This is a genomic window from Bradyrhizobium sp. 134, assembly GCF_023074155.1.
Classification (GTDB): Bacteria; Pseudomonadota; Alphaproteobacteria; order Rhizobiales; family Xanthobacteraceae; genus Bradyrhizobium.
Genome location: NZ_JADPKX010000039.1, coordinates 1 through 9,665, shown reverse-complemented (window position 1 = coordinate 9,665; position 9,665 = coordinate 1). Strand labels below are relative to the sequence as shown.

The 9,665-nt window shown below is 57.7% G+C and carries 6 protein-coding genes and 5 pseudogenes; 6 read left to right on the top strand and 5 right to left on the bottom strand.

Annotation, left to right across the window (positions count from 1 at the left end; translation table 11 throughout):
* Positions 1 to 226, bottom strand: a 226-nt coding sequence (locus tag IVA75_RS14860) for a hypothetical protein (RefSeq protein WP_247282169.1), incomplete at its 3' end; no start/stop codon positions are given.
* Between the two features lie 98 nt (positions 227 to 324).
* On the opposite strand from IVA75_RS14860, the gene IVA75_RS14855 reads away from it, so the two are divergent.
* The 4 genes from IVA75_RS14855 to IVA75_RS14840 all read left to right on the top strand — a co-directional run bounded on the left by IVA75_RS14855 (position 325) and on the right by IVA75_RS14840 (position 6,415).
* Positions 325 to 615 (top strand): hypothetical protein, encoded by a 291-nt coding sequence (locus tag IVA75_RS14855; protein ID WP_247282168.1) that lies wholly within the window; start codon positions 325 to 327, stop codon positions 613 to 615.
* A 790-nt stretch (positions 616 to 1,405) separates the two neighbouring features.
* Positions 1,406 to 2,842, top strand: coding sequence for an MATE family efflux transporter (locus tag IVA75_RS14850; protein ID WP_247282167.1), 1,437 nt, complete (start codon positions 1,406 to 1,408; stop codon positions 2,840 to 2,842).
* Positions 2,843 to 3,031: 189 nt separating this feature from the next.
* Entirely contained in the window at positions 3,032 to 3,766 is a 735-nt protein-coding gene (locus IVA75_RS14845) for a hypothetical protein (protein ID WP_247282166.1), read from the top strand.
* Between the two features lie 231 nt (positions 3,767 to 3,997).
* Positions 3,998 to 6,415: a CoA transferase gene (locus tag IVA75_RS14840; protein ID WP_247282165.1), complete on the top strand. Its 2,418-nt coding sequence runs from the start codon at positions 3,998 to 4,000 to the stop codon at positions 6,413 to 6,415.
* A 202-nt stretch (positions 6,416 to 6,617) separates the two neighbouring features.
* On the opposite strand, the pseudogene IVA75_RS14835 reads toward IVA75_RS14840, so the two are convergent.
* From IVA75_RS14835 to IVA75_RS14825, 3 genes and pseudogenes are all read right to left on the bottom strand, one after another.
* Positions 6,618 to 6,808 (bottom strand): annotated as a pseudogene (locus IVA75_RS14835) (IS5/IS1182 family transposase); the annotation flags it as partial.
* 90 nt (positions 6,809 to 6,898) lie between these two features.
* Positions 6,899 to 7,129 (bottom strand): annotated as a pseudogene (locus IVA75_RS14830) (IS701 family transposase); the annotation flags it as partial.
* Between the two features lie 169 nt (positions 7,130 to 7,298).
* The gene (locus tag IVA75_RS14825; protein WP_247282164.1) at positions 7,299 to 8,327 is read right to left on the bottom strand and encodes an IS110 family transposase; all 1,029 of its coding nucleotides are present in this window, start codon (positions 8,325 to 8,327) and stop codon (positions 7,299 to 7,301) included.
* A 261-nt stretch (positions 8,328 to 8,588) separates the two neighbouring features.
* Here IVA75_RS14825 and IVA75_RS14820 point away from each other — a divergent pair.
* Positions 8,589 to 9,062 (top strand): annotated as a pseudogene (locus tag IVA75_RS14820) (ISNCY family transposase); the annotation flags it as partial.
* A 307-nt stretch (positions 9,063 to 9,369) separates the two neighbouring features.
* Positions 9,370 to 9,566, top strand: a pseudogene (locus IVA75_RS14815) (IS630 family transposase); the annotation flags it as partial.
* Here the strand turns inward: IVA75_RS14815 and IVA75_RS14810 are convergent.
* Positions 9,477 to 9,665: pseudogene (locus IVA75_RS14810) on the bottom strand (hypothetical protein); the annotation flags it as partial. The pseudogenes IVA75_RS14815 and IVA75_RS14810 sit on opposite strands and share 90 nt — an antisense overlap.

Below are 9,665 nucleotides of genomic sequence, written 5' to 3'. Positions count from 1 at the left end.
CGCCCTCCTTGTTTGAGGCTCTGCCCGGTCCATCCAGGCAACCCTCGTCGCAACATCGAGGGTGAGTCGCCTCATTTTGTGGAGGGGACATACAGTCTAACGGACTGCCGTACTGGTCATCGATCTGCAAAACAAAGAGGTTTCTGAGGAAATTCGGACAAAGCACCAGGACTATGTGGATCGCATCAGGCGTGTTGTATTGCCGAACGTACAGCGGCTGATTCATGCCGCCCGTTCGAACGGTGTCGGAGGTGATCTATACGACGATCGAAAGTTTAACTTTGGACGGGCGCGATCGTGCGCAAGGGCTCATGGGGCGGGAAAGTGCTGACCGAGATCGCTCCGGCGGACCACGAAATCGTTCTGCCCAAAAACCCGCTCGGGTGTATTCAATACGACCATCCGAAACAGGGGATCGAAGTTGTAATCGTCGCCGGCGTTCTCACAAATCAGCGCATCGATATGGCTTCGCGAGACGGGTCGGACTGTGGCTTCTTCATGATCTGCGCGAGCGCGCATGCCCGTCCATACGGAAAGCTCAACACGAAAACGCGCTACGCGGGCAGTATCGGTCCATACGAATCTCAACAACAGCAGATCTCGTCCTGGAATTAGAGGGCAAGGCGACTGGCACACTGGCTAGATTGACTAGTCAAATAGAAAGGAATCGCTTCTGAGTAAAAATCGCGATCGCGTGATGAGCAACGCTGCTGCTGTTACGCACGAGCCTGTCGCGCCTCTCGGGCTGGAGCGTTCGTTAGACGTATCATAGTTGCCTGCCATCTCGGGTGCTTACCGGGGTCGGCAGACCTGAAGAGTCTCTGACGCCGACTGTCGCTTTTGCGGCATACTGTTTGGTCTATGACACGCCGCTTGAAATAATGGCCTCGGGAAATCAAGTTCCTGCAATTGGCGCGAACCTTGAAAGGGAAGGCCTATCCATTGCCGCCTCAGGAGTCACAGCAATGTCTTATAAAGGCCATCGCCTCTCTCTTCACGTATGCGTCGCGTGTGAAATCCACGACACGTAATCCACCCAACTGCGTGCACGGGCTCGCCCGAGTGTGCCACTGTGATCAGTCAGGCCGGCGATTCGGTTCGCACTGGCTTCCATTGCGGGATGATGCTTGGTAGTCGACCGTACCGGCTTGCCGACCGCCAGCTGTGTCTTCCGCGTCTCAAAAAGGTCGGTGCGGAGGTGCTGCTTAAGGACAGCACTATTCTGGACAGAGCAGATCCCGGGACAGGATTGAACAGCGGACCCAAGCCGTCGGCGCACTCGCGTCTGTGACACGCCGCTACACAAGGTCAGCATGCGCGGGTGATAACTCTAGGCGCAGAAGGGGATCCTCTCTCTGGAAACAGGAGATCGTCCATTCCGGAGGCAAGGTAAGCAGCACGATACATGGTCAAGATAACCGAAACGAAATCCGGATCGCATTCCTGGCACAGACGGACAGGACGGACGGCTTGCCATCACCTCGCTGTCGAGCTCAATGAAACCGCAAAACTTGCATTGCCGATGGCACTGACCCAGGTTGCGCAGATCGCGATGATGACGACCGATCTGGTCTTCATCGGACGCACCGGCGTCGAGTCGATCGCCGCGGTAGCGTTGGCCAGCAGGGTGTATCTCGTTAGCTTCGCCTTCGGCGCGGGCCTCTTAGCGCCGATCGCAACATTGGCGGCTCAGGCATTTGGAGCGCATAAACCAGCTATGATACGGCGCTCTCTGCGCATGGGGTTGTGGATGGCGCTGCTGATATCTTTACCGATCATAGCATTTGCGCTGCGCGGGGAACAAATACTGCTCGCTCTTGGCCAAGAGCCGAATGCGGCGCGGCTTGCTCAGCAATATCTGTTCGGACTGGCCTGGGGCGTGGCACCGGCCCTCGGTTTTCTAGCAATTCGAAGTTTCATGGGCTCGGTCAACCGGCCGGGGCCCGCCCTATGGATCACGCTCGCGGCCATTCCCGCCAAGGTCTTGCTCGTTTATCTGCTGATCAACGGGAGGCTCGGCTTGCCCCAGTCGGAGCTGTTCGGGATGGGGCTTGCTACGACGCTGGTGAACTGTGGCACGTTCTCGGCCGGTTTATGGGTCGCTACAATGTGCCGCACTTTTCGTCACTACCGCGTGCTTGCACATCTGTGGCGCTTCGATTGGCCCTTAATACGGCAACTGATCGTCATCGGGACGCCTATTTCAATAGCTGCCTTGGTCGCGTATGGACTATTCTCCGCGGCGGCCATCCTGGCTGGACAGATCAGCACCAGCGCACTTGCCGCTCACCAGATCGCGCTTCAGGTCGCCTCGCCCTTGTTCATGATATCGTTCGGCATCAGCATGGCGGCGACGGTGCGTGTTAGCCATGCGGTTGGCCGTAACGACGGTCCCGGAATTAAGCGGGCAGGTCTCGTGGCGATGCTGCTTGGTGTAGTGATCACCGCGATGGTGACGCTTGCGGTGATCGCCGCGCGCTTTGAACTTGTCGAGTTATTCCTGCGCGAATCGGGCGTCGATGCCGATCCGACGATCGGACTTGCTGCAGAGCTCCTTTTGGTCGGCGCAAGCCTTTTTATCAGTGAAGCCGCGCGGAGCGCTGCGGCGGGTGGGCTGCGCGGACTGAAAGACACGCGCGTGCCGCTTTTGCTCGCCGGCATCGTTTATTGGCCGATGGGCTTCTCGCTTAGCTATGTGCTTAGCTTCTGGGTGGGGCTTGGGGCCATTGGTATTTGGATTGGGTTGTCAGTTGGGACAATCGTATATGCGGGCCTTCTTGTCCGGCGTTTCCAGCTGCTCGCGAACAGGCTTGCTCTTGGGAGCCGGGAGTTGCGCGCGTAATTCAGCGTCGTTGACCGCCGCTCGGCTAGCGAGAGAGTCCGGGATGCGACGCCACTTAGGCTTGGAGCTTCTTTGGAAACTTGGTCGGACAGAACGCATGGTATCCTCACCAGAGTAGGTAGTGTCTCGATCCATTGTTATTAAAGTATGGTCGCCGGATAGCAATCACGCAGCTCATCACGATACGACATGGTGCGACAATTGACAAACGTAGCAAATGCCTTGCGAGTATCGCGCTGGCTTCAGGTAAATGACGCCGCTGCCACCCAGAAAGGTATCTATCTTTTGATAGGTTTCGATTTTCATGAGTATGTTTCGATCACACGAGCCACTCCTACAAAGGGACCAACCTATCCAAATTTCCGGCCAGATCGCTCGCCAATCAAATCAGGTGAGGGATACTGGATTGTGGGCGTCGACAATAAGAACGAGGTCGCAATCGTAGCGGCGGCTCGACTATACGATCTTTCGCACACCAACTTTGCAGCACATCTCGAATCGCTAAAGGCGTTTTACGCTGATCCGATCAGGCATGCACATCCTCAAGATCGTTGTGCTTGCGTGGCTCCAAGCGCGAAGAAGATAACCGGGAAAGTAGCCTACCACGGGGATTTTTGGATCCGCAGAGACTTTAGAGGACAGGGTGTGTCCAAGATCATGACACGAATAACACACTGTGTATCGTTTACCTTGTGGGATCCTGACTTTTTGTGTGGTCTCGTCGCTCGCTGGTCACTGGAAAAGGGCGTCGTCGCAGAATACGGATATGCGCATCAAGAACGAGGCGGCTCGATATTGCAGCTAGCCGAGGACAATATAGTGGACGACGATTGGCTGATATGGCGAACCGGGGAGGAGTTAAGGAGCCAGTTTGATCGTCGAAGAAGCGACCTGACTTTAACTCCGTCGTTTGCGCTCGGATGATTGGCCGGTGTCTCCTGACGTCCTCTTGCCGTTTGGCGCTTCATTCCTCCTTCTCGTCTGCGCGAAGAGTCTCCCTGGAAGAAAGTGTCGGACCTGCGACGCAAAATCGATTATTAGGTGTTCCGATCAACAACGCGATCGATAACGCAGAACGGACCTAGATCCAACGCGGCCACGTAGGAGAAGCAGATGACGTCCTGAGCGTCATCATGACTGGCAAAGGAGCCCTCGATGGGAGTATTGACGCATCTACGAGTTATCGAGATCGGTAGCTCGGCAGCAAGTAGCTATTGCGCGCGGTTGTTTGCCGATTTCGGTGCCGATGTTCAGAAGGTCGAACCACCATCTGGCGATCCACTTCGCCGCAGTGGGCCACTCACACCTAGTGGCCAAAGCGCGTGGTTCGCATTCCTGAACTTTAACAAGTCAAGCATCATCATAGATAGCGCGGACGCCGACGCGGTCACAAGGCTGACGACGCTGATCGAGGAATGCGACATTCTGGTCGATGGCCGAGATGTTGATCGAGCGGAGTGCCCTTCCATTGATGTCACCGGGATTCGGGACCGGCGTTCCAGGTTGATCTACCTCGAAGCGAGCTGGTTTGGCCACGACGGGCCCTATGCAGAATTCGCCGCAACCGATTCAACCATCCGCGCCCTCGCGGGCTTAATCAAATTGGTCGGACCAATTGAGGGGCCTCCCTTGCACGCACCGGATTTCCAGACGGGTATCCTTGCTGGATTGTGGGGCTTCATCGCCGCAACGTCTTCGATTATTTCGCAAATGAAAGGTGGAGCAGGACGGTCATGGTCACTGAACATTTTGGAATCGAACATCGCCCTGAGCGAGTATCTCATGTTCGAGGCATTTGCGAGCGGCGACGTAATGCGTCGGATTGGCATTAACCGGTTCTGGCCGGGCGGTCCAGCCGGAATTTACGAAACTAAAGAAGGCTGGCTCGGAGTGACGACGGTCACGCCAACACAATGGCGCGCATTCTGCGATATGCTCGGCTTGCCCGCATTGCGTGATGATCCGGCTCTTGTTCTCGCCGAAGATCGTCTCATACACATGGAACAGATTGAACGGCAGTTTATGCCGAGGCTAAAAGCGCGGACAGCCCAGGAGTGGTTTGCAGAGGGACTTAAACGGAAGATCCCGGTCGTGCCAGTACCCGAAATATCCGATCTACTCGTCGATCCCGAAAAAATCGCGCGTGGCGCGATCGTGCCAGTCTTGTTTGGCGAGGAAAAGGGCCTGACCGTTGGCTCGATGCAGCGGCTGAAATCGTCACCACCGCGTCGGGGGGGCAGGGTTCCGAAGCTTGGCGAGCAGCAGGCTTTCACAAACCGCCGAAAACACGAGGCGGGCGCTTCGTCACCGTCCTCCGGTTCCGTCGATTCCGACCGACAGCCGATGCGGGGGGTTCGCGTCATTGACTTCACGATGGGCTGGGCGGGTCCGTTGTGTACGCGCATACTGGCTGATCTCGGCGCCGAAGTTATCAAAATAGAAGCCATTCAGTATCCGGATTGGTGGCGCGGTGTTGACGAACGTCCTGCTTTCGTCGCCGGCCAGATGTATGAAAAGGCGGTCCGCTTCTGCATTATGAATCGAAACAAGCTCGGCATCACACTCGATCTGAAGCGTCCAGGAGGTCTCGATATTGCCAAGCGGCTTGCTGCGGGAGCCGATATCGTAGTCGACAATTATTCGGTTGATGTGCTGCCAAAGCTCGGCCTTGGCTACGACGTGCTCAGATCGGTCAACCCTCGGCTGGTGGTGATGTCAATGTCAGCTTTTGGTGTGGACAGCGCCTATCGGGATTGCCGAGCTTACGGATCGACCTTCGAGCAGGCATCCGGGTTGCCGACAGTGATCGGAAATCCCGACGGTCCACCCGTGATGAGCCACATCGCTTTTGGCGATGCCGTCGGCGGGTTGAACGGTTGCGCTGCAGTTTTGGTCGCGCTGATTCACGCTCGCAACACCGGCCAGGGACAATTCATTGATCTGGCGCAGATCGAATGCATGATGCCCTTCGCAGCGCCATGGATCACTGTTCACTCGATGGGGGGGGCGCCGACAAGGTACGGAAATCGCCATCCTCATTTCGTACCGCACGGCTGCTTCCGGTGTGCGGGTGAGGACAGCTGGATCGTGCTAGCGGCGACAGACGCGGAGATGTGGCAAAGGCTTGCGGTGCTTATTGGTAGGCCTGAGTGGGCCACAGAACCGTTCAAATCTGCGGAAGCTCGCCGGGCAATCGAGGATGTAATTGAGACAGCTATTGCAACCTGGACGCTGCGCCTCGACGCGGACGAGGCCATGTCGGTACTGCAAACCGGAAAGATTGCTGCCGGCGTGGTCCGCTCGCCAATTGACTTGCTCAAAGATCCGCATCTCGGCTTGCGCGCATTTCTGCAAAAAGTCGAACGCGCTTTCATCGGCTTGCACCCGCAGCCTTCGATGCCAATTCGTGAGGATCTAGAGCCCTACGCGGTCCGCACAGCGGCGCCGACCCTTGGACAACATAACAAAGCGGTCCTATCAGGTCTCCTCGGGATCTCCGACGCGGAGATCTCACGGCTGGTAACAGAGGGCATTATCGGTACGGCAACGCTCTCCAAAAGAAAAGCTCGATAAAACAACAGGTATATCGTCAGACTGAGAAATCAACGGCCCAGATTGTCAAGCCTTCGAGCTTAAGAGATCGGCAGCATTTGATCAGGAATTCAAAAGGTCGACCGTTAAGAAGCTGACTTGATCGCCGTTTTGATGATGAGTCGGCGCAGAGCTCGATCGGGATCGGGCGCAACAGCATCCTCGACCCGGCGAAGACGAGGCTAAGGTTGTGGCTGACGTGAGACAACGAAGTTGGCAGCATCACCGTCGCGGCGTTTGATCTGACAGCGGCCGAGATGTTATCGGTCTCATGTGGCCGAGAACGGGTTCAATCCCGGATCGGCGGCGGAACTCGCGTTTGATCACACCGAGGATCCCGCTTTTATGGTCGGAGATGAAGACGCGTCGTGGGTTGGTCCGTTGCGTGGCTGCGGTAGCGCTACTTTGGCAGAGTAACTGCGCCGCTGTTTTCCTAGGATTCGTCGTCTGCAATATGGGCATCGTTTAGTTGGCGGCCGGTCGAAAAATGCGATCGACGATGGGCTGGCGTACGGCCGGTATGTTGGCCGAGGCGGCGGTCCGTTGATTCCTTTTTTTTCGGCGCGCTTGTGCGAAGTGTCCGTGTTGCAAGAAGGCCTAGGCGATCATGGCCACTAGAAGACCTTGCCAGGATCGCCCCTCAAAGTGATCGAGCTCGAATTCCTCTTTCAACTGCTGATGCGCCTGTTCGCAAAGCCGGGTGCCTTGATGGTGGCGGCTAATTGTGGTCGGCTGCACTCCACAGAATATCCGAAAGGTATTGCTTGCGGGGAGCGGCCCCGCATTGTAATCAATCAGGTTAGCTTGACGTCGACCGGGTGCATACCGTGAGATGACGGGGATGCCAACGGTTGAGCGTGTGACCTCACAGTAGCCGGATTGAACGAAGAGGCGCTATAGGGACTCGGCTGCGGGAAGGCGCGCCTGTGGTCGCCGCGCGTCTGTTGGCAAGCGCGACCGCGACTACCTTGAAAGGCCAGCGCGCCAAAAGCGTGACTAGCCACCGCGGCGCTTTCTCGTTGCCCTTCACGCGTCGCAAGACCGACGTCGCGCCACAAACAAGCAGCGAGCGAAGCGTCGGCTTTCCCATTTTCGATATGCCGCCGAGCCGATGCTTGCCACCGCTAGAATGGGGCTTTGGCGTCAGTCCCAGCCAGGCGGCGAAGTGACGGCCGGATTTGAATCCTTCGGGATCCGGGACCAGCGCTTTGACGGAAGCCGCCGTGATCGCTCCAACGCCCGGAATTGTGATCAGCCGCCGCATGTCCTCGTCACGTTTCACCTCGCCGACGATACCTCGTTCGAGCTTATCGATCTGGCGCGTCAACGCCTGGATCTGATCGGCGATTTCAGCCAAAGCCAAACGGGCGGCTTTTGGCAGGCAAACGTCCTCTTCGTCCCGCACGATCTCGATCAACTCTGCTACTTTCGCCGTGCCGGTTGCGGCTATAATGCCCAGCTCCGACAAATGCCCGCGAAGCGCGTTGATCGCCAGAGTTTGCTGGCGGAGTAAAAGAGCCCGCGTCTTCAGCACCATGGCCGCCGCCTGCTGATCGGCCGATTTGATCGGAACGAACGCATGGTCTTGCGGGTCACAGCTTCGCTGATCGCCTCGGCGTTGGCAGCGTCCGTCTTGCCCCGTTTCACGAACGGCTTTACGTAAACCGGCGGGATCAAGCGCACGTCGTGACCGAGCGCCGCAATCTCGCGCGCCATAATGGGCACTGCCGCACGCCTCCAAGCCGACCAGACACGGCGGAAGCTTTTCGAAAAAGCGCAGCACGTCGGCCCGACGCAGTTTTTGATTGAAGATCGGCGCGCCCTCGGCGTCGGCGCCGTGTGTTTGAACAACGTTCTTGGCCGAATCCAGGCCGATGGTGCTAATCTGATTCACGGAACGGCTCCCTACCTTGTGGCGTTGCCAGCAACGAGCCACGTTTTAGCACTTTGATGCTGTCGGTAACGAGGCCGTTCCACACCATCAATCTGGATGGGAAAGCGCGCGACAATCAGGATGGCGAGTCGGTGTCGCGGCGAGGTGATGATTGCCGCGATGATTGTCGCGCGCGCATTGCCTCGCCTTAATTGTTGCCGGATGCTGAGCCGTTGCCTCACGTAAATTGCTCCCTTGGACTGGGAACGAGCGGGGGCAAAAATGGGATGGCTGAGCATGGCGACGCGGAATGAACTGACGGCGGCGGTAGCCGCGCGCTATCGGACGTCGGATCGCGCGAAGAAGGCGAGGATATTAGACGAGTTCGTCGACATCACGGATTCCATCGCAAGCACGCGATGCGGCTTCTTCGAGGTCAGGAAGCGACGGCCAGGTCGGCGGACGCGACGTCGGGTGTATAACTAGGCAGAACGCAACATTCTCGCGCTCCTTTGGGAGGCGTCAGACCGGATTTGCGGGAAGCGGCTGAAGGCGCTGATACCTGCGCTGATTGCGGCGATGGAACGGCACGGCCACCTCGCCCCCACTCCCGAGATCCGCGACAAGCTTCTGGTGATGAGCGCTGCACCGATCGACCGCGCATTGGCGCGGGTCCGAGAGGGGTTGGGTCGCAAGCGCCGACGGCACGCGACGCACTCGTTGCGTCGCAGTATTCCAATAAGGACCTCGGCAGATTAGAACGATCCTCGTCCTCGCCGAGCGGCAGAAGAAGAATGCAACCAGATCATTGGCGTACACTCGGAGGGCTCTTCTGCACGCTCGGCGTGTTGTCGTTTGCCCCGTGATCGAGATCAAGCGATAGCCGTAAAGCAAACGACGAGGACCAGCACCTGTCACCGCAATCCGCCACGTCATCGTGAGTCTTACGGGTACCACCCAGTGCTCTGGCCGCGATCGAGTGAGTGAATCCACAATCTAGTCATCTGGAACTCAAGTGCGGTGCATTATAAATTAGCGCTCGAAACGTAGGGGGACAGCGCTTGTGGCGAATCCAGGTGTGAGAGGCCGACCGATCGAGCCGTTGGTGCTGAGTGCCAGGAGCGGGCGTACTTGGAGAGGCAAGTCCGTCGTCACCGTGTAGCGCGGTCGCTATCTGAGCGATGCCGCGCGATCCTGCGATGCGCGGATGGATTGCCAAGCAAGTCTGTGGCTGCCGAACTCGGCCTCCACGAACACACCTGCGGAATCCGGGGCAAAGCGGCCACCGATTCCGACGGAAGGCGGCCACCGATTCCGATCGAAAGCGGCCACCCGATCCGAACGAATGCGGCCACCCTG

Excerpts from the sequence above, each read along its gene's own strand:
- IVA75_RS14840 (WP_247282165.1), top strand. The coding sequence starts at position 3,998 with ATGGGAGTATTGACGCATCTACGAGTTATCGAGATCGGTAGCTCGGCA.
- IVA75_RS14850 (WP_247282167.1), top strand. The coding sequence starts at position 1,406 with ATGGTCAAGATAACCGAAACGAAATCCGGATCGCATTCCTGGCACAGA.
- IVA75_RS14845 (WP_247282166.1), top strand. The coding sequence starts at position 3,032 with ATGGTGCGACAATTGACAAACGTAGCAAATGCCTTGCGAGTATCGCGC.